Genomic DNA, 22,654 nt, shown 5'->3' with positions numbered 1-22,654 from the left:
CCAGATGCCCGATTTGAACGTCCCCGCGATGCCCGCCCGGCGCGGGCCGTTCGCGGTAGGCGACCGGGTGCAGCTCACCGACCCGAAGAACCGGATGCACACGATCGTCCTGGAACCCGGCAAGGCCTTCCACACGCATCGGGGCATGCTGGAGCACGACGCGCTCATCGGGCAGCCCGACGGCAGCGTCGTGGTCTCCTCCGGCGGGACGGCGTACCTGGCGCTGCGGCCGCTGCTGGCCGACTATGTGCTGTCCATGCCGCGGGGCGCACAGGTGATCTACCCCAAGGACGCCGCGCAGATCGTCTCCATGGGCGACGTGTTCCCGGGCGCGAAGGTGCTCGAGGCGGGCGTCGGCTCCGGCGCGTTGACCTGCTCGCTGCTGCGGGCCGTCGGCGAGCACGGCGAGGTGCACTCCTATGAGCTGCGCGAAGAGTTCGCGGCGGTCGCCCAGAAGAACGTGACCGCGTTCTTCGGCGCCGAACAGCCCAACTGGAAGCTGACCGTCGGCGATGTCGCGTCCTGCGACCAGACCGGCTTCGACCGCATCATCCTGGACATGCTCACCCCGTGGGAGGCCCTCGACATGGTCGAGAAGGCGCTGCTGCCGGGCGGGGTGTTCATCGGCTACGTCGCGACCACCCCGCAGTTGTCGGAGTTGGTGGAGGCGCTGCGGGAGAAGGGCAGCTTCACCGAGCCGTACGCCTGGGAGTCGCTGGTCCGCGACTGGCACGCCGACGGTCTGGCGGTACGCCCGGATCACCGGATGATCGCGCACACCGCGTTCCTCGTGCGGTCGCGGAAACTCGCCCCCGGGGTGACGCCCCCGCCTCGACGTCGCAAGCCCAGCAAGGGCGCTGAGGCGTACCAGTTGAAGAAGGCGGGACGGATCGCGGCACGGGAGGCGGTGGCGGATGGTGAGCCGGCGGACGGTGATCAGGCGTGACCGAGGCCGTCTTCCCCGACTGGGCGCCGTTCAAGGAGCTGGACGCGGCCGCGCGAGCCTATCTGCGTGACCCGGAGGTCGCGCTGGACTGTCTGAACAGCGCGCTGGCCGGGGCGCAGATCCTGGGCTTCACCCTGGAGCGGTTCGTCAACGAGTACAACGGCGTCTGGCAGGAGGTCGTGGTCTGCGACGGCTCGCGGCTGCTGCTGTGGCACGGCGAGGACACCGCGCCCGGCGAAGGCCCGGCGGGCTCGATGATCTCGTCGTTGCGGGTGGTGCCGTTGTCGGCGGTGACCGAGATCGGCTGCCGTCGCCGGCTGATCCGCACCGCGACCGGTCACCGGGTCGACGCGGTCGACGTCTACCTGTTGCTCAGTTCGGTCGAAGAGGCGACGGACGGGCCTGGGGTCCGGCACGACGCGCTGCGATTCGGCAAGACCCTGACGGACGGTGGCGTGGCCCAGATCGGCCGGCTGGAGGAGTTCGCGGAACTTCTCGCCGGACTGATCGGGCGACCGCTGTTGTGAGGTCGCGACCGCCGCTGTGAGGTTTCAGACGGCTCCGGCGGCCAACTCGGACCGGATCTCGTCACGTTCGTCCTCGGTCATCGGCTCGGCCGACGCGTCGGCGGCGCGGCGCACGTGGATGCACTCGCCGGGGCATTCCTTGGCCGCGTCGAGGATCTCCAGCCGCAGGTTTGCGGGCACCGTGACCCGGGCATCCTTGGCCAGCTGCAACTCGCCGGCCTCGTCCTTGACGTAGGCCAACCCGTCGACGTCGAACTCGAAGACTTCCGGGGCGTATTGCACGCACAACCCGTCACCGGTGCACAGATCCTGATCGACCCAGACCTGAAGTTCGCTGTCTGCCACGAGTCGACGGTACTCCACCGTCCGGCGGCCGGTCGCAGCCGGTGAGATCACGATTGCGTATGGCCGTGTCGGGAGGGTTTTATTGGGGCATACAGCGGCTAGTGTTAAGGCACAACCTGGCTCAACCCCCGGGGAGGTGGGACGTGGCACGCAGCGACGACGCGGATGCGCGCGCCGCACGGTGGGAGAAGGAGTCCAACGATCTCTCCACGCAGGTCGCGTTCCTTCAAGAGGAACTCGCCCTGCTGCGGCGCAAGGTGTCTGAGAGCCCTCGTCATGTTCGCCAGCTGGAGGAGCGGCTCGCCGCGACTCAGGCACAGCTGGCCCGGCTCACGGAGAACAACGAGCGACTGGTCGCCACGCTCAAGGAGGCGCGGGCCCAGATCGTGACCCTCAAGGAGGAGATCGACCGGCTGGCGCAACCGCCCAGCGGCTATGGGATCTTCCTGACCCGGCATGAGGACGGCACGGTCGACGTCTTCACCGGGGGACGCAAGCTGCGGGTAGCCGTCTCGCCCTCGCTGGACGTGTCGGCTCTGCAACGTGGTCAAGAGGTGCTGCTCAACGACGCCTTGAACATCGTCGACGCGCTCGGGTTCGAGCGCAGCGGCGAGGTGGTCATGCTCAAGGAGCTGCTCGAAGGCGGCGACCGGGCGTTGGTCATCTCGCACGCCGACGAGGAGCGCATCGTGTTCCTGGCGGAGGGTCTCATCGAGTCCCCGCTGCGGGCCGGCGACTCGCTCATGATCGAACCGCGCTCGGCGTACGCGTACGAGCGGATTCCCAAGAGCGAGGTCGAGGAGCTCGTCCTGGAGGAGGTGCCCGACGTCGACTACACCGACATCGGCGGCCTGTTCAACCAGATCGAGCAGATCCGCGACGCCGTCGAGCTGCCCTTCCTGCACGCCGAGCTGTTCCGTGAGCACCACCTGCGCCCGCCGAAGGGCGTGCTGCTCTACGGCCCGCCCGGCTGCGGCAAGACGATGATCGCCAAGGCGGTCGCCAACTCCCTGGCCAAGAAGATCGCCGAGAAGCGGGGCGAGGAGAAGCAGACCAGCTACTTCCTCAACATCAAGGGCCCCGAGCTGCTCAACAAGTATGTCGGCGAGACCGAGCGGCACATCCGGCTGATCTTCCAGCGAGCCCGGGAGAAGGCTTCCGAGGGCACGCCGGTCATCGTGTTCTTCGACGAGATGGACTCCGTGTTCCGCACCCGCGGCTCCGGCGTCTCCTCCGATGTGGAGAACACGATCGTCCCGCAGCTGCTGTCCGAGATCGACGGTGTGGAAGGGCTGGAGAACGTCATCGTCATCGGCGCCTCCAACCGCGAGGACATGATCGACCCGGCGATCCTGCGCCCGGGGCGCCTGGACGTCAAGATCAAGATCGAGCGGCCGGACGCCGAGGCGGCCCGCGACATCTTCACGAAGTACATCGTCGAAGGTCTGCCGTTGCACCCGGACGACCTCGCCGAGCACGGCGGATCGGCCGAGGCGTGCGTGCACGCGATGATCAGCGCGGTCGTCCTGCGGATGTACTCCGAGACCGAGGAGAACCGCTTCCTCGAGGTCACCTACGCCAACGGTGACAAGGAAGTCCTGTACTTCAAGGACTTCAACTCCGGCGCGATGATCCAGAACATCGTGGACCGGGGCAAGAAGATGGCCATCAAGGAGTTCCTCTCCTCGGGGCGCAAGGGCATGCGGCTGCAGCACCTGCTGGACGCCTGTGTCGACGAGTTCCGCGAGAACGAGGACCTGCCCAATACCACCAACCCCGACGACTGGGCCCGGATCTCCGGCAAGAAGGGCGAGCGGATCGTCTACATCCGGACGCTCGTCTCCGGCGGCAAGGGCACCGAGGCCGGCCGGTCGATCGAGACCGCCAGCAACACCGGCCAGTACCTGTAAGCAACTCCTCCGGCCCGGCTGCCCGCGTGGCGGCCGGGCCGGTTTTTTGCGTGCGCAGTGCCACGGACCGGTAGCGGGGAGTGCGATCGCCTGGACACCGTCTAGGCTCATTCATATGACAGTGCGCCGGATCATGGGGACTGAGGTCGAGTACGGCATCAGCGTGCCCGGACAGCCTCAAGCCAACCCGATGGTGACCTCCTCTCAGGTAGTCAACGCCTACGGCGCGCGACCCGAGCTGACCAAGGGCGGCCGGGCCCGCTGGGACTACGAGGAGGAATCGCCGCTGCGCGACGCGCGCGGCTTCACCTACACCGGCGCTGTCTTCGACCCGGCCGAGGCGCTCGCCGACGAGGACCTGGGCCTGGCCAACGTCATCCTCACCAACGGCGCCCGCCTCTACGTCGACCACGCTCACCCGGAGTACTCCACGCCCGAGGTGACCAACCCGATGGACGCGGTCCTGTGGGACAAGGCCGGCGAGCGGGTGATGGCCGAGGGCGCCCGCCGAGCCGGCACGATCCCGGGCGCGCCGCCGATCCACCTCTACAAGCACAACACCGACAACAAGGGCGCCAGCTTCGGCTCGCACGAGAATTACCTCATGCGGCGGCAGACGCCGTTCGCGGAGATCGTCACCTACCTGACCCCGTTCTTCGTGACCCGTCAGGTGGTCTGCGGCGCGGGCCGGGTGGGCATCGGCGCCGACGGCGCCCAGGCGGGGTACCAGATCTCCCAGCGCGCCGACTTCTTCGAGGTCGAGGTCGGCCTGGAGACCACGCTCAAGCGGCCGATCATCAACACCCGCGACGAGCCGCACGCCGACGCCGACAAGTACCGCCGGCTGCACGTCATCATCGGCGACGCGAACCTCTCCGAGATCTCCACCTACCTCAAGTTGGGCACGACCTCCCTCATCCTCGCCATGATCGAGGAGAAGGCGCTCACCCCGGATCTCAGCATCGCCGACCCGGTGGCCGAGCTGCGCGCGGTCAGTCACGACCCGTCGTTGTCCCATCGCGTACGCCTGCGTGACGGCCGTCGTCTGACCGCCCTGGACGTCCAGTGGGCGTACTACGAGCGCGCTCGGGCCTTCATGGACAGCCGGGGCCTGGACGACCAGACGGCGGACGTCCTGGACCGCTGGGAAGCCGTGCTGGACAAGCTGGGCCGCGACCCGATGCTGTGCGCCGACGAACTCGACTGGGTGGCCAAGCTGCGCCTGCTGGAGGGCTACCGCGAGCGGGAGGACCTCGGCTGGGCTTCGCCGAAGCTGCACCTCGTGGACCTCCAGTACGCCGATGTTCGCCAGGAGAAGGGCCTCTACCATCGCCTGGTGGCCCGGGGCGCGATGAAGACGCTGCTGCGCGAGGAAGACGTACGCCGCGCCATGACCGAGCCGCCGGAGGACACCCGGGCCTACTTCCGCGGCCGTTGCCTGGCCCAGTACGCGTCCGAAGTGGTCGCCGCCAGCTGGGACTCCGTCATCTTCGACATCGGCCGCGAATCGCTGGTCCGGGTGCCGATGCTCGAACCCGAGCGGGGCGTCAAGCGTGTCGTCGGCCCGCTGTTCGACCGCTGCGCCAGTGCGAAGGATCTGCTGGAGGCGCTGACAGCGGCCTCGTGACGCGGCGCCGGTTGACGCTCGTAGCTGATCGCAATTGTCGGTCTGGCGGGGTAGGTTTTACCTAAGACGGACGGCCGGGACCTACCAGTCCCGGCCTTGCCATCAGGGCGGCCTTTGCGGGCCGCCCCGACGGCACCAGCACGCTTCGCGGGCAGGGAGGGGCGCAATGGCCAGCCAGGACACAGGTGGGCAGGGTCAGGCCGGTCGCCGGCGCGAGAACGAGGTCGACGAGGCGGTAACGCCCGAGGTCGACCCGGAGATCGCCGAGCGGGTCGAACAGATCGGCGAGGACGTGGACGACCTGCTGGACGAGATCGACTCGGTGCTCGAGGAGAACGCCGAGGAGTTCGTCCGGGGATACATTCAAAAGGGCGGGGAATAGCCGCTAATGTCCGTTTCGCGCCGCGTCGTGGACGCAGGTGCTCGTTCAGCTGCCGTCGAGAGGTGAAGGGGACGACGTGACGTCCGGAGCAGAGTGGAACCGGGGCTTTCCGGCGGCGTACCACGCCGTGGGCATCAGCTCGTTCACGGAGTTCTTGAGCATGGCCGCGCCGGACCTGCTGCCGGGGCGTCGTCCCCTGCCGGCCGGGACGCACGCGGAGATCGCCCCGCACGCCACCACCATCGTGACGCTGAGCTGCGTGGACGGTGTCGTGATGGCGGGCGACCGGCGCGCGACCATGGGCAACCTGATCGCCAGTCGTGACATCGAGAAGGTGCACGAAGCCGATCCCTACTCGCTGATCGGCATCGCGGGCACCGCCGGCATCGGCATCGAGCTGATCCGGCTGTTCCAGGTGGAGCTGGAGCACTACGAGAAGATCGAGGGCGCCATGCTCTCGCTCGACGGCAAGGCCAACCGGCTCGCCGCGATGATCCGGGGCAACCTCGGCGCGGCGATGCAGGGCCTGGTCGCCATCCCGATCTTCGCGGGCTACGACCTCGACGCCAAGGACCCGGCCAAGGTCGGCCGGATCTTCAGCTTCGACGTGGCCGGCGGGGTCTACGAGGAGACCGGCTACGACGCCATCGGCTCCGGTTCGCTGTTCGCCAAGTCGGCGCTGAAGAAGCGCTTCCGGCCCGGCCTGACCACCACCGAGGCGGTCCGGTTCGCGATCGAGGCGCTCTACGACGCGGCCGACGACGACACCGCCACCGGCGGCCCCGACGTCATCCGGCGCATCTTCCCGGTCGTCATGACGGCGACCGCCGAGGGCACGCACCGGCTGCCGGACACCGAGACGGGCACGATCGCCGAGGAGATCATCGCGGCGCGCCACGAGAACCCCGGCGGCTGACCGGCCGAGGTCCGGCGCAGCGCCGGGAAGCTCTCGGCTGAGCCGGCCAGGAGCGCAGTCCACTGAGGATTCACCTGGAAGGGAGCAGGCCGCGTGGCCATGCAGTTCTACGCCTCGCCCGAGCAGATCATGCGGGATCGCTCGGAGTACGCGCGCAAGGGGATCGCGCGCGGCCGCAGCGTGGTCGTGCTCACCTACGAGCAGGGCGTCCTGTTCGTGGCGGAGAACGTCTCGACCACGTTGCACAAGGTGAGCGAGATCTACGACCGGATCGGATTCGCCGCCGTCGGGCGGTACAACGAGTTCGAGAACCTGCGTTCGGCCGGCGTCCGGATGGCCGACATGCGCGGCTACTCCTACGACCGCCGTGACGTCACCGGCCGCGCCCTGGCCAGTGCGTACGCCCAGACGCTGGGCAACCTGTTCGGCGAGAGCGGCAAGCCGCTCGAGGTGGAGATCTGTATCGCCGAGGTCGGCGCGACCGCGGCCGACGACCAGCTCTACCGGCTCACCTATGACGGCTCCGTCCAGGACGAGCCGGGCTTCCTGGTCATGGGCGGCCAGGCCGACGCGGTCGCGACGGTGCTGAAGGACCGGCACAGCGAGAGCGACTCACTCGGTCAGGCCCTGTCCCTGGCGATCGAGGCGCTCGCCAGCGTCGGCGGTGAAGGCGGGGCGGCCCGGGAGATCTCGGGCGACCAGCTGGAGGTCGCCGTGCTGGAGCGGGCTCGGCGGGGTCGGGCGTTCCGCCGGATCACCGGGAACGCCCTGAAGACCCTGCTGACATCGGCTCCCGCTGCGGCCGCCGCAACGGAACCCGAACCGGCGGCTGCGGCCGAGCCGGCGGGCGAAGGTTCGCCCGAGGAGTCCGGCGACACCGAGAGCTGATCATCACGCGACAAGCGCCCCGAGCCCACCGGCTCGGGGCGCTTTCGCTTGCGCTCGCCCGCCTCGCGCCCCCCGCTCGCGGCACTCCCCGCCGCGCGGTCGTTTCCTGCAGATCACGGTTATGCAGGCCAAAACCGGCCCGGGAGGCATGCGTAACCGTGATCTGCAGCGAACGGGGAGCGTCAGCGGGGAGGGGAGCGTCAGCGGACGAGGCCGCGTACCAGCCGCCACCAGGTGCGCACGAACGCGTTGTAGAGCCCGATCCCCGGCGGAGCCTCGACATTGGACGGCGTGAAGTCGGGCGTCAGCGGCAGCGCCGCATCACCGACCAGGCGCTCCGACTGCAACTGCCGCCGACGCGTACGCAGGAAGCCCAGGTTGCGCCAGATCCAGCCCCAGCCGCGTACCTTGGGCCGCAGCCAGCCGCCGGCGACCGCGGTCGCCAGCATGGCGAGTTCGGTCAGGGCCAGGACAGGCAGCAGAAGCAGGATCGTGCGCGTCCGGTAGAGCGTGAGCACGGTCAGCAGCCGGTTGCGTTCCAGCAGGTAGAACTTGAGGTCGTTGCGGGAGAACTCGTAGTGGTGCCCGACGACGGCGTCCGGCACGTAGACCGGGGCCAGCCCGCGCTGCCACAACCGCAGGCTCAGCTCGGTGTCCTCGTGGTACGCGAAGTACTCGGGTGCGAAACCGCCGAGTTCCCGCCACAGGTCGGCCCGGATGACGAAGGCGCAGCCGCTGAGCGTCGGCACCGTCGTGCGGGTCGCGTGGCGGTCGGCCGGCTCCTCGTTGCCGCCCGCCCAGGAGAGCCCGGCCACGTGCAGCGGGTTGCCCGCGGTGTTGATGACGTCGAGGCGGTCGGCGTGCCGGATCGAGGCCATCGCCGCGCCTACACCGGGTTCCAGGGCGACGGCCCGGACCTTGGCCAGCGCGTCCGGTGCGACGACCGCGTCCGAGTTGACGAACGCGATGGCCGTCGCCTCCGCGTCGGTGGCACCGAGGTTGCAGCCCCCGGAGAATCCGGTGTTCTCGGCCGGCTTGACGACGCGCAGACCGGGCCGGCGGGTGATCGAGGCGACCGACTCGCTGCCGTTGTCGACCAGGGTCAGCGTCACGTCGACGCCGGTGGAGGCGAAGACGGCGTCGACGGCTTCGGCCAGCCACGGCTCCTTGCCGTACGCGAGCATGACGACGTCCAGGCGAGCGTCGGCGGGGGTCTCCGTCATGTCAGCGCCGGACCAGTGCCAGGAGCAGCACCGCGAAGGACCGCCCGAGGTAGACCGTGGCCTTCACGGGGGAGTGGCTCGCCTTGCCCGCCACCCGGGCGCGCATGGCGACCGGGACCTGCCGCACGGTCAGCCCGCCGCGGACCGCCTGCACGATCGTCTCGACGGTGTCGCCGAGGTACTCGACCGGGAACCACTGTGCGTACAGGTCGATGCCTTTGCGGTTGGCCGCCCTGAAGCCCGAGGTGGTGTCCGTCAGCCGGGCCTTCGCGACCCGGGAGAGCACGCCGGACAGCACCGTCATCGCCCACGCCCGCGGCCCGCGTACGCGGTAGTCGCCCTCCCCGGCGAATCGGGCGCCGATCACCACGTCGGCGGTGTCGAGGGCCTCGATGAGCTGGGGGATGTAGCGGGGGTCGTGCTGGCCGTCGGCGTCGAACTGGACGACCACGTCGTAGTCGTTGTCCTGGCCGTATCGGAAGCCGAGCCGCCGCGCCCCGCCGACGCCGAGGTTGTAGGGCAACCGGGCGACCAGGGCGCCCGCCTTGCGGGCTTCGACGACGGTGGTGTCGGCCGAGCCGTCGTCGACCACGAGCACGTCGACGCCGGGCAGCTCGCCGCGTACCTCGCCGATCACGCCGGCGATCGCTCCAGCCTCGTTGAACGCCGGGATGACGACGAGAACCCGCTTACCGCTGATCATCGTGCGCACCCACCCTCTCGTCCGCGTCGATCTTGATCTTGATCAGCGCGATCTCCTCGGCGAGCGTCCGCGTCTCCTCCTCCAACCGGCTCACCTCCCAGCTCAGGTGCAGGCACACCAGCAGGAGGAAGACGATGGCCGCGAACAGCACCAGGCTGACGCCGCTGGCCACGCCGACGAAGCCGGCGACCCGGTCCATCAGGCTGGGGAAGATCGACAACGGCACGATGATCAGCGCGACGCCGATCCAGAGCATGCCGTACTTCTCGCGCAGCTGCCGCCGCCGCAGCAGCTCGAGGATGCCCACGAGCAGGATCAGCCCGCAGATCATGGTTGTGACATTGAGGGTCATGCCACGGGTCCTCCGGTCAGGACGTCGCGTAGTTCGTCGCGCCAGTCGGGCTGGGGGTTCAGCCCCGCCGCCGCCCAGCGGCGGTGACCGAGGACACTGTACGCCGGTCGGGGCGCCGGGCGGGGAAACCGGTCGGTCGTCGTCGGGCGTACGCGCTCCGGATCCAGCCCGGCCTGCGCGAAGATCTCCCGGGCGAACCCGAACCAGGTCGTCTCACCGGCGGCGGTGCCGTGATAGATCCCGGCCGGGGCGTGCCCGGCGACCGCCGCCTGGGCCAGCTGGACGAGCTGGGCGGCGAGGAAAGGCGCGCCGGTCGGCTGCCCACGCTGGTCGTCGACGACGTCCAGCGTCTCCTGAGCGCCGGCCAGCCGCAGCATCGTGGTCAGGAAGTTCCGGCCGTCCCGGTCGTAGAGCCAGGCCGTGCGGACGACGTAGCCACGATCAGGCAGCAGCCGCCGCACCACCAGCTCCCCGGCGAGCTTGCTGCGCCCGTACGCGTTGATCGGCGCGGTCGGGGCGTCCTCCGGATAGGGCGCGGTCCCGTCCCCAGCGAAGACGTAGTCGGTCGAGACATGCAGGAGCACGGCCCCGCTCGCGGCGCAGGCGGCGGCGAGGTTGGCCGGGCCGTCGCCGTTGAGCGCCGTCGCCTCGGCTTCCCGGGTCTCGGCACCGTCGACGTCGGTCCAGGCAGCCGCGTTGATCACGGCGTCGTACCCGGTCACGGCGTCGGCGACGGCGGACCGGTCGGTGATGTCCAGGGCGGCTCGATCCGCCCCGTGGCATCCGGGGAGCACGGACAGGCGCCGACCGAGCATCCCGCCGGCGCCGGCGACCAGGATCTTCACTTGGCCAGCGCGGCCTTCGCCTGCAGCGGCTCCCACCACGACCGGTTCTCCTGGTACCAGGCGACCGTCGCGGCCAGCCCGTCGGCCAGCGTGACCTGCGGCTCGTAGCCCAGCTCGTCGCGGATCTTCTCGATCGACAGCGAGTAGCGCCGGTCGTGGCCCTTGCGGTCGGCGACCGGCTCCACCGAGGACCAGTCGCGCCCGGTGGCGGCCAGCAGCATCTCGGTCAGCTCCCGGTTCGTCAGCTCGGTGCCTCCGCCGATGTGGTAGACCTCGCCGGCCCGGCCCTTCTCCAGGGCAAGGTTGATGCCCAGGCAGTGGTCGGACACGTGCAGCCAGTCGCGGACATTGAGGCCGTCGCCGTAGAGCGGGACCTTCTTGCCGTCGAGCAGGTTCGTCACGAACAGCGGGACGACCTTCTCCGGGAACTGGTAGTGCCCGTAGTTGTTGGAGCAGCGGGTGACCACGACGTCCAGCTCGTGCGTCTTGAAGTACGACAGCGCCAGCAGATCGGAGCCCGCCTTGGCGGCCGAGTACGGCGACCGGGGGGCCAGCGGCCAGTCCTCGGTCCAGGAGCCCTCGTCGATGGTGCCGTAGACCTCGTCGGTCGACACGTGCACGAAACGCTCGATCCCGTGCCGGTACGCGGCGTCCAGCAGCACCTGTGTGCCCAGGACGTTGGTCCGGACGAAGGCGGCCGAGCCGGTGATGGAGCGGTCGACGTGCGTCTCGGCGGCGAAGTGGACCACCGCGTCGTGCCCGCTCATCAGGCCGTCGACCAGCTCGGCGTCGCAGATGTCGCCGTGGACGAAGGTGAGGCCGGAGTGGTCGGCGACGGGGTCCAGGTTCGCGCGGTTGCCCGAGTAGGTCAGCGCGTCGAGGACGGTGACCGCCGTCTCAGCGGGGCCGTACACACCCTGGAGGATGTTCCGGACATATTCCGAGCCGATGAAGCCGGCACCGCCGGTGACGAGGAGTCTCACGGTCCGGGAGTCTAGCCGACACGCTGGCTAGTACCCTGTCCCCTCATGCGCGGAATCCTGCTGGCCGGTGGTACCGGATCGCGACTGTGGCCCATCACCCGAGCGGTGTCGAAGCAGCTCATGCCGGTGTACGACAAGCCCATGATCTACTACCCGCTGACCACGCTCGTGATGGCGGGCGTACGCGAGGTCCTGGTAATCACCACCCCGGAGGACTCGACGCAGTTCCAGCGGCTGCTCGGCGACGGCGGCCAGTGGGGGCTGAGCATCGGATATGCGACACAGCCGAAGCCGGAGGGCATCGCGCAGGCGTTCGTGATCGGGGCCGACTTCATCGGCGACGAGCCGGTCGCGCTCATCCTCGGCGACAACATCTTCCACGGCGTCGGTCTCGGCCGGCAGCTCGCCGAGCACGAGAAGCTGGAAGGTGGCCGGATCTTCGCGTACCAGGTCGCCAATCCCAGCGACTACGGCGTGGTCGAGTTCGCCCCGGACGGGCGGGTGCTGTCGATCGAGGAGAAGCCGCTCGAGCCCAAGTCCCGGTACGCCGTGCCCGGTTTGTACTTCTACGACAACCAGGTCGTCGACATCGCGGCCGGCCTCAAGCCCAGCGACCGGGGCGAACTGGAGATCACCGCGGTCAACGACGCGTACCTGCAGGCCGGGCAGCTGTCGGTGACCGTGCTCGACCGGGGCACCGCCTGGCTCGACACCGGCACCTTCTCGTCGATGATGCAGGCGGCCGAGTTCGTCCGGGTCATCGAGGAGCGGCAGGGACTCAAGATCGGCTGCGTGGAGGAGGCGGCCTGGCGGGCCGGCTTCATCGACGACAACCGCCTCGGATCGCTGGCCCAGCCGTTGCGCAAGAGCGGCTACGGCGACTACCTGCTGCGCCTGCTGTCCGACCACTGACGGAAGCACCACTGACGTCCGCCGGGGCGGAAGCGTCACTGACGGAAGCGCCACTGACGGACGCACCACTGACGTCCGCCGGGGCGGACGCGCCACTACCAGCGCCGGGTCGGAAGCAGCCGTGGTGGGCGGCTCAGTCCGCGGCGGCCCGGCGGAACACGGCGTACATGAATCCGACGGTCACCACCGCCGAGACCAGCTGCGCCGTCAGCCCGGCGGCGACCGGCTCCAGCGGCAGCAGGAAGCAGGCCAGGAAGCTGACCATGCCCACGGCGTACGCGGCCGTCACGGCCCGGTGCCGGGCCAGGGCCAGCAGCGCCGACTGAAGCACGGCGACGGCCATGCCGAAGACCGCGCTGAGTGCCAGCAACGCCAGGTCCAGGGTGCCGATGCCGTGCGGGTCGCCGAAGATCATCCGCAGCACGAAGCCGCCCAGCGCCGCCGTTCCCAGGACGCCGAGAGCGCCGAGTCCCGAAACCAGGTACGCCGATTGGCGTACCCCTTTGCGCAGGAGACGGTGATCCCCGGTGGCCGCAGCGCGCGAGAGAGCCGGGAGAAGCACGGTCTGGGCGCTGGTGAAGAGGAACTGCGGGATGCGGGCCAGGACGAAGGCGAACGCGAAGACCCCGGCGCGGCCGGGGTCGTCCGTGAGCAGGGTCTTGACCACGACCGGGCCGAGGTTCGCCATGCCGAGCGAGAGCAGGTTGGACGCGGCCAGCCAGCCGACCGCCGCGAGGAGGCCGCGCCACGCGACCTGGCCGCCGGCCGGGCCGAGCCGCACCCAGGGCAGGCACGCGACCGCCGCGAGCAGCGGGCCGATGCCGACGCCGATGCCGTACGCCGACGCCAGATGGACCCCGGCCACGGCCAGGCCCAGGCAGGGCAGCAGCCGCCCGAGGCCCTCGCCGCCGATCGTGGCCGCGTATCGGCGCAGCTCGCTGCGTCCGGCGAAGGTGCCGCGCGGCAGGCTCATCACCGCGTAACCGGCGCAGGCCGCAGCCAGGCCGACCACCATCCAGTGGTTGCTGTCGAACACGCGCCGCGACAGCGGGTCCGCGGCCACGCCGAGCACCGCCAGCACCGTCACGAGCAGCCCTGCGGCGATCAGGCGCAGCTGGCGCACCGCGGTGCCGGTGGGCTGACCCTGGGCGAGGCCGCGGCTGACCAGGCGGCTGATCTCCAGGTCGACGCTGGCGAACAGCCCGGCGCCGAACACCACGATCAGCAGATAGAGCGAGGCCAGCGTGGCGTATTCGGCCGGGGTGACCATTTTCGCCGTGATCGTCAGGAAGGCGTAGCCGGCCGCGCCGAGCACCGCCAGCCCGACCACGATCGAACTCGCGCCCCGCGCGACGCTCTGGACGGAGACCGCGGTTTCGTCGGTGAGCTGCGCCTGGCTCACCGCTTCACCGCCTGGGGAGAGTAGGGCATAGTAGGCGCCAGCGTAGACGACGCCCGGCGGCCTGCCCCTGATCGCCCGGGTCCCCAGGCCGCAGCAGACGAGGAGATCGACCGTGACCGACGAAGCGTCGTCGCCAGCCACAGCGGGCGCTGGGACGGAAACGCAGGCCTATACCGATCGGCTCACGACCAAGAGCGGCGTGTGGTGGAAGCGGGTGCTCAACGTGCAGGCGCCCTACCGGTGGAACCTGCACCGGCTGGGCCTCGGCCGCACCCTCGACGTCGGCTGCGGCGTCGGCCGGAACCTGGCCCACCTGGGCCCCGGCGGCGTCGGCGTCGACCACAACCCGACCTCGATCGACGTGTGCCGCCAGCTGGGACTGGAGGCGTACACCAGCGAGGAGTTCTTCCGCGACGGCCACGCGCGGCCCAGCTCCTTCGACTCGCTGCTCGCGGCGCACCTCGCCGAGCATATGGACGCCGCCGACTTCGACGAGGTCATGGCCCCCTACCTGCCGTGCCTCAAGCCCGGCGGGCGGCTCGTGCTCATCACCCCGCAGGAACGCGGCTACGCCAGCGATGCCACGCACGTCCGGTTCGTCGGATTCGCCGAGGCCGCCGACGACTGCAAGCGCCTGGGCCTCGACCTCGTCCGGCAATACTCGTTCCCGCTGCCGAGGTCAGCCGGACGGTCCTTCACATACAACGAGTTCGTCACTGTCGCGCGCAAACCGGAGGGGGACGGTCGGCGATGAAGGTCAACGAGCTGAAGATCGAGGGCGCCTGGGAGTTCGTCCCGGTGCAGCACGGCGATCCGCGCGGGGTCTTCCTGGAGTGGTACCGATTCGAGCAGGTCGAGGCCGTGGTCGGGCATCCGCTGCGACTCGCGCAGGCCAACATCTCGACCTCCGTCGGGGGCACGGTCCGCGGGATCCACTTCGCTCAGGTGCCGCCCGGCCAGGCCAAATACGTGACATGTGTACGCGGAGCGGTGCTGGACGTCATCGTCGACCTGCGAGTGGGGTCCCCGACGTTCGGCGAGTGGACCTCCGCCCAGCTCGACGAGACCGAGCGCAACGCCATCTACCTGGGCGAAGGCTTGGGGCACGGGTTCTGCGCGCTGACCGACGACGTCACGATCGCGTACCTGTGCTCGGAGGTCTACAACCCGGCGCGAGAGTTCGCGGTGAACGCGTTGGACCCTGAATTGGGCATCGTGTGGCCGGCCGACACACCCCTGCTGTCGGCCCGCGATTCCGCCGCGCCGTCGCTCGCGGAAGCGGCCGCTCAGGGCCTGCTTCCGTCCTATGCGGACTACCGTGCGTACGTCGATGCGCTACGTGCGTGACCTTCGCAGGTGATCTCGCGTACTGTTTGGGGATGGACCGGCGCATCTACGGCATCGAGACGGAGTACGGCGTCACCTGCACGTATCGGGGGCAGCGTCGGCTGTCGCCGGACGAGGTGGCGCGTTACCTGTTCCGGCGGGTCGTCTCGTGGGGCCGTTCTAGCAACGTCTTCCTCCGCAACGGTGCCCGCCTTTACCTGGACGTGGGCTCGCACCCCGAGTACGCCACCCCCGAATGCGACTCCTTGCTCGACCTGGTCGCCCACGACCGGGCCGGCGAGCGCATCCTCGAGGGCCTGCTGGTCGACGCCGAGAAGCGACTGCACGACGAGGGCATCGCGGGCGAGATCTACCTCTTCAAGAACAACACCGACTCCGCTGGCAACTCGTACGGCTGCCACGAGAACTACCTGGTCAGCCGGCACGGCGAGTTCGGCCGGCTCGCCGACGTCCTGATCCCGTTCCTGGTCACCCGCCAGCTCATCTGCGGAGCCGGGAAAGTCCTGCAGACCCCGCGGGGAGCGGTCTACTGCCTGTCCCAGCGCGCCGAGCACATCTGGGAGGGCGTGTCCAGCGCCACCACCCGCAGCCGGCCCATCATCAACACTCGCGACGAGCCGCACGCGGACGCCGAGCGCTACCGGCGCCTGCACGTCATCGTCGGCGACTCCAACATGAACGAGATGACCACCCTGCTGAAGGTGGGGTCGGCCGACATCGTCCTGCGGATGATCGAGGCCGGGGTCGCCATGCCCGACCTGTCGCTGGAGAACCCGATCCGGGCCATCCGGGAGGTCTCCCACGACATCACCGGCCGGCGGCGCATCCGGCTGGCCAGCGGCCGGGAAGCCAGCGCGCTGGAGATCCAGCAGGAGTACTTCGCCAAGGCCGCCGAGTTCGTCGCGAAGCGTACCCATGACGACGTCTCCAAGAAGGTCATCGACCTCTGGGGCCGGGTGCTCACCGCCGTCGAGACCGGCGACCTCGAACCGGTCTCTCGTGAGATCGACTGGGTCACCAAGCTGCGCCTGATCGAGCGCTACCAGGCCAAGAACGACCTGCCGCTGGCGCACCCCCGGGTCGCCCAGCTCGACCTCGCGTACCACGATCTTCGCCGAGGCCGGGGGCTCTACCCACTGCTGGAGAAGCGGGGCCAGGTCGAGCGGGCCGTCCACGACCTGCGCATCTACGAGGCCAAGGAGACCCCGCCGCAGACGACCCGCGCCCGGCTGCGGGGCGAGTTCATCCGGCACGCCCAGGAGAAGCGCCGCGACTTCACGGTGGACTGGGTCCACCTCAAGCTGAACGACCAGGCCCAGCGGACCGTCCTGTGCAAGGACCCGTTCCGGGCGCACGACGAGCGGGTGGACCGCCTGATCGCCAGCATGTGACCGCACCAGCCGCCGCCCGCATCCCCTCCAGGACGCGGGCGGCGGGGTGTAGGCTTCGGCCCACCATGAGCGAGAACGACACCCCGCCCACCGAATCCCAGCGGCGAATCCAGCGCGACATCTTCGGTCGCCGGATGGACGAGGTCCAGCCCCGATGGGAACGCCGCAAGGCGAAGATCCGCGCCGAGATCGAGCGGAACCGGCGTGGCGAATACAAGGTGCCGACCTGGGTGCTGCTCGCGGCGCTCATCGCGATCGTGGTCGGGTTCACCCTCTTCGTCGCCCTCGCCTGACCCGGCCTCGCCCCGCTCGCGCCCGGTCTCTCCGCGTTGATCATGGAGTTAACTGTGGTGTCGGCGGCGTGTCGACGCTGGAAACTCCATGATCGACGCCCCGGCGTCGGCGTCGGACCGGCTGGGGTCAGAGGAGCGCGGCGGCGTGGCGTCCGGCCGCGGCAGCGGCGAGGAAGTACGCGTAATCGCCGTCCAGCCCCCGCCCCATCGTCGACAGCTTCACCGGCGACGCCCGCAACGCCTCGTCCAACCCCGCGCAGTCGACCTCCACGAGCCGGTGCTTGGCCTGCAGCGGAGCCAGTTCCGACGACAGCCCGGCCGCCAGGGGAGCGGGGACAGGCAGGTCGGCTCCGGCCAACGCCACCCGCCCGTACGCGGTGAGGCTGTGGTGTGACACGCCCTGGTGGCGCTCCCTGGCGTCGGCTTCCGAGATCCGCAGCGACCCGACCGGCCGCCCGCCCAGGGTCGCCACCGCGTTGACCGCCTCGCCGACGGCGACGCCGGAGAATCCCCAGATCGTGCCGGTGCCGAGGTTGCCCGGTCCCTGCGCCACGATGGTCAGCTCGGCGTCGAGGGCGTACCGGGCGGCCAGGAGCGCGCTGTGGACGTTGACCGCCTCCAGGTCACCCCCGTACGCCTGCCCGGCGGTCACCGTCCCGGCCAGCCGCTCGGTCAGCTCCGACAGCGATCGGGAGAACCAGGCCGGCAGCGCGCCCCCGTCGGTCATGACGTACGCCACTCGCGTACCCGGGCGGGTGGCGTCGATCCCGGCCAAGATCGCCGGCAGTGCCGAATGCAAGTCGGCCAAGACGACCGGCATCCCGCCGAGGTCGTCGGCAGCCGCCAGCCGCTCTCTAAATAAAGAGTCCTCCTCGTCGGCGGCGAGCGTCACAGTCTGTAACGGGGTGTAGCGCGATTTGACGATGTGGCCGGGGCCGGACGGGTCCGGCGGCAGCCGGTCCGGCAGGGCCACGACCAGGGCGTACCCACCGGTTCCCAGGCCAAGGGCTAGAGCGGTGGCGTTCAGCAACACTCGGTCACCGGTTTCCGGCTCGCCGACGAGCGCCGGGTACGCCAGCGCCCGCACCGACGAAGGGTCGTCGGGTGTCCGCTGCGTCAGACGTACCTCCAGCTCGACCGCGCCGCGCCACCGCCGGCCCACCGATTCCACCGACCCCTGCCGCCACCTGATCACCACGACACCCTAGCGGCCGACGAGTCGCTCGCAGCGCAGTGCTCACACACGGATTGTCACTCTTCCGAACGTTAGTTCGATCTTTTCGGGAGCCGGGGGCGACGCCGCGCGCGGACGCTGCTAGCGTTGCTCTGTGTCGCGCAGCCGCACCGAACGCCTCGTCAACTTGGTGATCTGCCTGCTCTCTACGCGCAGGTTCCTTACGGCTGCCCAGATCGCCGCGACCGTTCCCGGTTACGAGCACGACTCCGACGATCCCCGCGAGCACGAGGCCTTCCAGCGCAAATTCGAACGGGACAAGGCTGAGCTGCGGGAGCTGGGCGTACCACTGGAAATCGGCACGGCGAGCGTGTTCGACGCGGAGCCGGGCTATCGCATCGCGCGCCGGGATTATGGGCTGCCCGAGATCCCGCTCGCGCCGGACGAAGCGGCCGCCGTAGGCGTGGCCGCGCGCCTGTGGCGGCACGCGGGCATGGCCGCCGCCGCCAGCTCGGGTCTGGCGAAGCTGCGAGCCGGCGGCATCGAGGTCGACGGCGAGGCCACCCTCGGCGTGGAACCGGTCGTCGCGGTCGACCCGGCGTTCACCCCGCTGGCCAACGCCGCCCGCGAGCGCCGCGCGGTCACCTTCAACTACCGCGTCCCCGAGCAGGACGCCTCCGCCACCCGGCACCTCCAGCCGTGGGGTGTGGTCTGCTGGCGGGGCCGCTGGTACGTCGTCGGCAACGACACCGACCGAGGCGCCACGCGCTGCTTCCGCCTGTCGCGCATCACCGGCGCGGTGCGGCTGGTCGGCCCAACCGACGCCTACACGCCGCCGGCCGATCTCAATCTGATCAGTCACGTCGCGCGGTGGTCCGGCCCGCACGAGCGCACCCGGTCCGCGCGGGTCCTGGCCCGTCCAGGGCGAGCAGCAGGGGTACGCCGCTGGGCCGAGCAGGTCGAGGCCACGCCGGACGGCGACATCCTCACCCTGCGGTACGCCGAACCCCTAGGCCTGGCCGCATGGCTGGTCCGCTACGGGCCGGACGTCCTCGTGCTGGAGCCCGAGGAGGTCCGCGAAGCGATCGTGTGCCGCCTGCGGGACATGGCCGGACTGGCCGAGAAGCTGGGCGCGACCGAGCTGCCGGAGCAGCTTGCCGGGCCGGATCAAGATCCGGCGCAGACCCGCTCCGGGCAGGAGATCGCGGCATGACGCGTCCGGGGACCACCTCGTCGGAGCGGCTGGCTCGGCTGCTCAACCTCGTGCCGTACCTGCTCGCCCGGCCGGGCGTGGAGGTCGCGCAGGCGGCCGCCGACCTGGGCGCGACCGAGGCCCAGGTACGCGACGATCTGGAACTGCTGTGGGTCTGCGGCCTGCCCGGCTACGGCCCCGGCGACCTGATCGACATGGCGTTCGACGGCGACCGGGTCACCATCACCTACGACGCCGGCATCGACCGCCCGCTGCGGCTGCGGCCCGATGAGGCGACCGCGCTGGTGGTGGCGTTGCGGATGCTGGCCGAGACGCCCGGCATCGCCCAGCGCGACGCCATCCTGCGGGCGCTGGCCAAGATCGAGAGCGCGGCTGGGGACGTCGCCGACGCCCCGATCGCCGTGCAGTCGCCCGACGGCGGCTCCGCCGACGATCGGCTCGCGACGGTCCGGGCGGCCGTCGACCGGGGGCGCGCGCTGCGAATCACGTACTACACGGCGACCCGGGACGAGTCGACCGAGCGGGTCATCGACCCGATGCGAGTCATCGTGGTGGCCGACCGCTCCTATGTAGAAGCTTGGTGCCGCCGGGCCGGTGCGGTCCGGCTGTTCAAGATCGACCGCATCGACGCCCTCACCGAACTGGACGAGCCGGCCGCGCCGCCGCCGCAGGCCCAGTCGAGCGTCGTCGACGAGCAGGTCTTCCGGCCTTCGCAGGAACTGCCGAGCATCACCATCCGGATCGGCCGCGGCGACCGGTGGATCACCGAGTACTACCCGGTCGAGTCGGTCGACGAGATCACCCCGGAGGAATGGCTCGTCACGCTGCGCGTCAGCGACCTGGACTGGGCCCGGCGGTTCGTCCTCGGCCTCGGCCCGGGTGTGGACGTCATCGCCCCGAAAGAACTCGCCGAATCGGTACGCGGAGCGGTCCTGGAGGCTCTCGCGGCGTACGCCTGAGTCGCCTAACGTCTGCGCCGTGGAGATCCCCCTCGGCGTCCAGGCGGCCGTTGCCGTCGTTGGGCTTTCGGCGTACCTGGTGCTCTCGATCGTCTACCGGCGACGGTGGGACAAGGCTTTGCGTGTGGCGTTGGGCCGCCGGCTCGGGCTGGACGTGCAGTGGCGGCGGGTCGCCGATTCCGGCGACATTCCGATGGACGCCTGGTACGCCGAGACCGACGGCCCGCTCGGCAAGCAGTTCGGCCAGCATCTGGCCGTCCGGTTCGCCGACATCGCGGCCCTGGTCGTGCTGGGTGTGCTGCCGCCGCTGGCGGTGCTGGGCCTGGAGTTCCTCGGCGACTTCCACGGTGCGGTCATCGGGTTGACCGCGTTCGCCGTGATCCCGATCTTCGGGGTGTACTGGAGCAGGCGGCGCGCCGCCTAGTGAGAGCGCCCCGATCCGGGGGTAAGGTGCGGACGTGGTCGGCTGGATCGTGCTAGCGCTCGTCGTGGTCAGTGTCGCCGTGCTCGCCTTCGCGGCCGGTTCGGTCGTACGCCGGCTACCCGCTCTTCAGCAGGCCCAGGCCGATCTGCAGGGCCGGGTGGCGGACGCCCAGCGCCTTCAGGAACGTCTCAGCGGGCTCCAAGCGCAATCAGCCGCCTTGCAGCAGAAGATTGCGCTGGTCCAGGCGGGCGTGGCGGAAATAAAGGCCAAACGCGCCCAAAAGGAGCAGGGAGTCGGTTGACGTCGCTGCCGCGATGGTCAACACTTCACCAGCCGGAGCGGATGTGGCCACCGAGGGACGTGGCGATCCGCAGAAACGCACGTAGGATGGGGCCGAAACACCAGCCCCTCAACTTGATCACACTTGGAGCACGACATGGGCGCCCTCAAGCCGTGGCACATCATCCTTCTGGTTGTTGTGATCGTGGTCATCTTCGGCTCGAAGCGGCTGCCGGACGCGGCCCGTTCGCTCGGCCGGTCGATGCGGATCATGAAGGCCGAGACCAAGGGTCTGATGGACGACGAGAAGGACAAGGCCAAGGAAGACTTGGTCGAGAAGGCCGACGCGCAGTCGGGCCGTGCGCCGCTGACCGGTGAGGTTCAGCAGAACGCCGACCCGGTGCAGCGCGAGCGCGTCGCCGACCGCTGAGGTCGGCACCGGCGTGACTACCCCGGCACGTCGGCAGAAGAAGCCGACCCAATTCGATCGAGCCTCCGACGGCTCGATGACTCTCATCGAGCACATCCGCGAACTGCGGAGTCGCTTGACGAAAGCGGTCCTGGCGATCTTGGGCGGCTTCTTCGTCGCGTTCTATTTCGCGGACCAGATCTTCAACTTCATCAAAGAGCCGTACTGCAACCTGAACCTCGCGGGCAACGGCACGTGCGACTTCCTCGTCCTCAAGGCGACGGATCCGCTCCTGATGAGCATGAAGATCGCCCTGTGGGGCGGGTTGATCGTCGCCGCACCGTTCTGGCTTTACCAGCTCTGGGCGTTCATCGCGCCGGGCCTGCACAAGCACGAACGCAAGTGGGCGTACATGTTCGGCGCGATCGCCGTCCCGCTGTTCTTCGGCGGCGCGGTGCTCGCCTCCCTGGTGGTCAGCAAGGGCCTGGACTTCCTGCTCAACCACGGCGCGGTCCAGGCGAAGTCGCTCGAAGCCAGTAGTTACCTGTCGTTCGTCACGAACCTCGTCCTGCTCTTCGGTCTGTCGTTCGAGTTCCCGGTGCTGTTGCTACTCCTCAACTTCACCGGGATGGTCCGAGGCAAGCGGATGCTCGGCTGGTGGCGGGTCGCGATCATCGTGTTCTTCGCGTTCGCCGCGATCACCACGCCCGACCCGGGCCCGTTCGGGATGACGCTGCTCGCCTGCGCGCTGATGGTGCTCTACTTCATCGCGTGCGGGATCGCGATCCTCAACGACAAGCGGCGCGATCGCAAGCACCGTCGCGAGTTCCCGGATCTCGGTGACGACCAGGCCTCGCAGCTCGAATACGACCCCGAGCCGATCGAAGGCGCGGAGCCGGTCGCGACTCCGTCCGTGATCGACGAGCCGACCCCGGTCGAGCAGCCTGAGCGGATCGAGCGTCAGCCGAACCGCTGGGATGACATGACCTGATCCGCCCGCAATCCGGGTCGATCCGATCGAACGTGAGCCCCCGCCCCTGCACCAGGGGCGGGGGCTCACGCATACTTCCCCCACACTTACCCACGCCCCCACCACGTCGTCGGCGTTGATCATGGAGTTTCCGGCTACGACACACCGTCGAGACCACGGTTAACTCCATGATCAACGAGGAGGGGGTGGGGGGGGGGCCCGCCGCCCGGCGAC

26 protein-coding genes are annotated in these 22,654 nt (G+C 69.7%); 18 read left to right on the top strand and 8 right to left on the bottom strand.

What is annotated here, in order from left to right:
- Nucleotides 1-4: 4 nt before the first annotated feature.
- Together AB0M47_RS31200 and AB0M47_RS31195 are read left to right on the top strand one after the other, a co-directional pair.
- Entirely contained in the window at nucleotides 5-946 is a 942-nt protein-coding gene (locus AB0M47_RS31200) for a tRNA (adenine-N1)-methyltransferase (protein ID WP_363420354.1), read from the top strand.
- Nucleotides 943-1,473, top strand: coding sequence for a hypothetical protein (locus AB0M47_RS31195; RefSeq protein WP_253762108.1), 531 nt, complete (start codon nucleotides 943-945; stop codon nucleotides 1,471-1,473). Before AB0M47_RS31200 ends, AB0M47_RS31195 begins: the two co-directional genes overlap by 4 nt.
- Nucleotides 1,474-1,497: 24 nt before the next feature.
- Here AB0M47_RS31195 and AB0M47_RS31190 read toward each other — a convergent pair whose 3' ends face one another.
- Nucleotides 1,498-1,818, bottom strand: a complete 321-nt coding sequence (locus AB0M47_RS31190) for a ferredoxin (RefSeq protein WP_363420342.1) — start codon at nucleotides 1,816-1,818, stop codon at nucleotides 1,498-1,500.
- A gap of 143 nt (nucleotides 1,819-1,961) precedes the next feature.
- On the opposite strand from AB0M47_RS31190, the gene arc reads away from it, so the two are divergent.
- The 5 genes from arc to prcA all read left to right on the top strand — a co-directional run bounded on the left by arc (nucleotide 1,962) and on the right by prcA (nucleotide 7,541).
- Nucleotides 1,962-3,728: a proteasome ATPase gene (gene arc, locus AB0M47_RS31185; RefSeq protein WP_253762111.1), complete on the top strand. Its 1,767-nt coding sequence runs from the start codon at nucleotides 1,962-1,964 to the stop codon at nucleotides 3,726-3,728.
- A 115-nt stretch (nucleotides 3,729-3,843) separates the two neighbouring features.
- On the top strand, nucleotides 3,844-5,355 hold the full coding sequence (gene dop, locus AB0M47_RS31180) for a depupylase/deamidase Dop (protein WP_363420340.1): 1,512 nt from the start codon (nucleotides 3,844-3,846) through the stop codon (nucleotides 5,353-5,355).
- A 166-nt stretch (nucleotides 5,356-5,521) separates the two neighbouring features.
- Complete coding sequence (locus AB0M47_RS31175) at nucleotides 5,522-5,737, top strand: ubiquitin-like protein Pup (RefSeq protein WP_253762112.1); 216 nt, start codon at nucleotides 5,522-5,524, stop codon at nucleotides 5,735-5,737.
- A gap of 160 nt (nucleotides 5,738-5,897) precedes the next feature.
- On the top strand, nucleotides 5,898-6,653 hold the full coding sequence (prcB, locus tag AB0M47_RS31170) for a proteasome subunit beta (protein ID WP_363420352.1): 756 nt from the start codon (nucleotides 5,898-5,900) through the stop codon (nucleotides 6,651-6,653).
- A gap of 93 nt (nucleotides 6,654-6,746) precedes the next feature.
- On the top strand, nucleotides 6,747-7,541 hold the full coding sequence (gene prcA / locus AB0M47_RS31165; protein WP_363420339.1) for a proteasome subunit alpha: 795 nt from the start codon (nucleotides 6,747-6,749) through the stop codon (nucleotides 7,539-7,541).
- 200 nt (nucleotides 7,542-7,741) lie between these two features.
- On the opposite strand, the gene AB0M47_RS31160 is transcribed toward prcA, so the two are convergent.
- The 5 genes from AB0M47_RS31160 to rfbB are packed head-to-tail and all read right to left on the bottom strand — an operon-like array spanning nucleotide 7,742 to nucleotide 11,647.
- On the bottom strand, nucleotides 7,742-8,764 hold the full coding sequence (locus AB0M47_RS31160) for a glycosyltransferase family 2 protein (RefSeq protein ID WP_363420337.1): 1,023 nt from the start codon (nucleotides 8,762-8,764) through the stop codon (nucleotides 7,742-7,744).
- Between the two features lies 1 nt (nucleotide 8,765).
- Nucleotides 8,766-9,467 carry a glycosyltransferase family 2 protein gene (locus AB0M47_RS31155; RefSeq protein ID WP_253763921.1) on the bottom strand — a complete coding sequence of 234 codons (702 nt, stop codon included), beginning with the start codon at nucleotides 9,465-9,467 and terminating at the stop codon, nucleotides 8,766-8,768.
- Nucleotides 9,454-9,819: a DUF2304 domain-containing protein gene (locus AB0M47_RS31150; protein WP_363420335.1), complete on the bottom strand. Its 366-nt coding sequence runs from the start codon at nucleotides 9,817-9,819 to the stop codon at nucleotides 9,454-9,456. The genes AB0M47_RS31155 and AB0M47_RS31150 overlap by 14 nt, the downstream gene beginning before the upstream one ends.
- Nucleotides 9,816-10,664 carry a dTDP-4-dehydrorhamnose reductase gene (gene rfbD, locus AB0M47_RS31145; RefSeq protein ID WP_363420333.1) on the bottom strand — a complete coding sequence of 283 codons (849 nt, stop codon included), beginning with the start codon at nucleotides 10,662-10,664 and terminating at the stop codon, nucleotides 9,816-9,818. Before rfbD ends, AB0M47_RS31150 begins: the two co-directional genes overlap by 4 nt.
- Nucleotides 10,661-11,647, bottom strand: coding sequence for a dTDP-glucose 4,6-dehydratase (gene rfbB, locus AB0M47_RS31140; protein WP_363420331.1), 987 nt, complete (start codon nucleotides 11,645-11,647; stop codon nucleotides 10,661-10,663). The genes rfbD and rfbB overlap by 4 nt, the downstream gene beginning before the upstream one ends.
- Nucleotides 11,648-11,692: 45 nt before the next feature.
- Between rfbB and rfbA the strand changes: the two genes are divergently transcribed.
- Nucleotides 11,693-12,559, top strand: coding sequence for a glucose-1-phosphate thymidylyltransferase RfbA (gene rfbA / locus AB0M47_RS31135; RefSeq protein ID WP_363420330.1), 867 nt, complete (start codon nucleotides 11,693-11,695; stop codon nucleotides 12,557-12,559).
- 133 nt (nucleotides 12,560-12,692) lie between these two features.
- Here rfbA and AB0M47_RS31130 read toward each other — a convergent pair whose 3' ends face one another.
- A complete protein-coding gene (locus AB0M47_RS31130) occupies nucleotides 12,693-13,961 on the bottom strand; it encodes a lipopolysaccharide biosynthesis protein (RefSeq protein ID WP_363420328.1) in 1,269 nt (422 codons plus the stop codon).
- Between the two features lie 112 nt (nucleotides 13,962-14,073).
- Between AB0M47_RS31130 and AB0M47_RS31125 the strand changes: the two genes are divergently transcribed.
- From AB0M47_RS31125 to AB0M47_RS31110, 4 genes are all read left to right on the top strand, one after another.
- Nucleotides 14,074-14,715, top strand: coding sequence for a class I SAM-dependent methyltransferase (locus tag AB0M47_RS31125; protein ID WP_363420327.1), 642 nt, complete (start codon nucleotides 14,074-14,076; stop codon nucleotides 14,713-14,715).
- A complete protein-coding gene (locus AB0M47_RS31120; protein ID WP_363420326.1) occupies nucleotides 14,712-15,308 on the top strand; it encodes a dTDP-4-dehydrorhamnose 3,5-epimerase family protein in 597 nt (198 codons plus the stop codon). Before AB0M47_RS31125 ends, AB0M47_RS31120 begins: the two co-directional genes overlap by 4 nt.
- 32 nt (nucleotides 15,309-15,340) lie before the next feature.
- Complete coding sequence (pafA, locus tag AB0M47_RS31115; protein ID WP_363420325.1) at nucleotides 15,341-16,699, top strand: Pup--protein ligase; 1,359 nt, start codon at nucleotides 15,341-15,343, stop codon at nucleotides 16,697-16,699.
- Between the two features lie 65 nt (nucleotides 16,700-16,764).
- Nucleotides 16,765-16,992, top strand: coding sequence for a hypothetical protein (locus AB0M47_RS31110; protein WP_363420360.1), 228 nt, complete (start codon nucleotides 16,765-16,767; stop codon nucleotides 16,990-16,992).
- A 127-nt stretch (nucleotides 16,993-17,119) separates the two neighbouring features.
- Here AB0M47_RS31110 and AB0M47_RS31105 read toward each other — a convergent pair whose 3' ends face one another.
- Complete coding sequence (locus tag AB0M47_RS31105) at nucleotides 17,120-18,187, bottom strand: DUF3866 family protein (protein ID WP_363420324.1); 1,068 nt, start codon at nucleotides 18,185-18,187, stop codon at nucleotides 17,120-17,122.
- A gap of 133 nt (nucleotides 18,188-18,320) precedes the next feature.
- On the opposite strand from AB0M47_RS31105, the gene AB0M47_RS31100 reads away from it, so the two are divergent.
- The 6 genes from AB0M47_RS31100 (at nucleotide 18,321) to tatC (ending at nucleotide 22,441) form a co-directional block, all read left to right on the top strand.
- Nucleotides 18,321-19,379 carry a WYL domain-containing protein gene (locus AB0M47_RS31100; RefSeq protein WP_363420323.1) on the top strand — a complete coding sequence of 353 codons (1,059 nt, stop codon included), beginning with the start codon at nucleotides 18,321-18,323 and terminating at the stop codon, nucleotides 19,377-19,379.
- Nucleotides 19,376-20,338: a YafY family protein gene (locus AB0M47_RS31095; RefSeq protein ID WP_363420321.1), complete on the top strand. Its 963-nt coding sequence runs from the start codon at nucleotides 19,376-19,378 to the stop codon at nucleotides 20,336-20,338. Before AB0M47_RS31100 ends, AB0M47_RS31095 begins: the two co-directional genes overlap by 4 nt.
- Nucleotides 20,339-20,357: 19 nt before the next feature.
- Complete coding sequence (locus tag AB0M47_RS31090; protein ID WP_363420320.1) at nucleotides 20,358-20,762, top strand: hypothetical protein; 405 nt, start codon at nucleotides 20,358-20,360, stop codon at nucleotides 20,760-20,762.
- A gap of 34 nt (nucleotides 20,763-20,796) precedes the next feature.
- Nucleotides 20,797-21,063 carry a hypothetical protein gene (locus AB0M47_RS31085; protein ID WP_363420318.1) on the top strand — a complete coding sequence of 89 codons (267 nt, stop codon included), beginning with the start codon at nucleotides 20,797-20,799 and terminating at the stop codon, nucleotides 21,061-21,063.
- Nucleotides 21,064-21,198: 135 nt separating this feature from the next.
- On the top strand, nucleotides 21,199-21,471 hold the full coding sequence (gene tatA / locus AB0M47_RS31080; RefSeq protein ID WP_308197800.1) for a Sec-independent protein translocase subunit TatA: 273 nt from the start codon (nucleotides 21,199-21,201) through the stop codon (nucleotides 21,469-21,471).
- A gap of 76 nt (nucleotides 21,472-21,547) precedes the next feature.
- On the top strand, nucleotides 21,548-22,441 hold the full coding sequence (gene tatC / locus AB0M47_RS31075; protein ID WP_363420350.1) for a twin-arginine translocase subunit TatC: 894 nt from the start codon (nucleotides 21,548-21,550) through the stop codon (nucleotides 22,439-22,441).
- Nucleotides 22,442-22,654 lie beyond the last annotated feature (213 nt).

Source organism: Hamadaea sp. NPDC051192, from assembly GCF_040682475.1.
In the GTDB taxonomy this organism is placed as follows: domain Bacteria; phylum Actinomycetota; class Actinomycetes; order Mycobacteriales; family Micromonosporaceae; genus Hamadaea; species Hamadaea flava.
Note: the sequence above shows the minus strand (reverse complement) of the source record. Positions and strands in the feature narration are given on the sequence as shown.